This is a genomic window from Dokdonella fugitiva, from assembly GCF_004342425.1.
Taxonomy (GTDB): domain Bacteria; phylum Pseudomonadota; class Gammaproteobacteria; order Xanthomonadales; family Rhodanobacteraceae; genus Dokdonella_A; species Dokdonella_A fugitiva.
In genome coordinates this window covers 1-287 of the sequence record NZ_SLWQ01000009.1, presented here as the reverse complement: position 1 = coordinate 287, position 287 = coordinate 1, and positions in this window count along the sequence as shown.

Below are 287 nucleotides of genomic sequence, written 5' to 3'. Positions count from 1 at the left end.
GACTGTCGTTCTTCTCTAGCTGCATAAGCTCACCCACCGCCCGGCACAGCCTGGCGGTGTTGTTTTTGCGCGGCGATGTGGGTCTGTCGTAAGCGTCCGCCCACCGGTCCTTCCCCCGTAGAGTGAGTCCACGGATTCCTGGAAACTCTCCCTGAGGTGAACCGCCCCGGGATTCGTGGAGGCTCCAACTCTTGAGAGAATGGAGCCATGAACACGTCGAAGAAGTTTAGCCCCGAGGTCCGCGAGCGAGCGGTGCGGATGGTGCTGGAGCAGCGCGGAGAGTACCC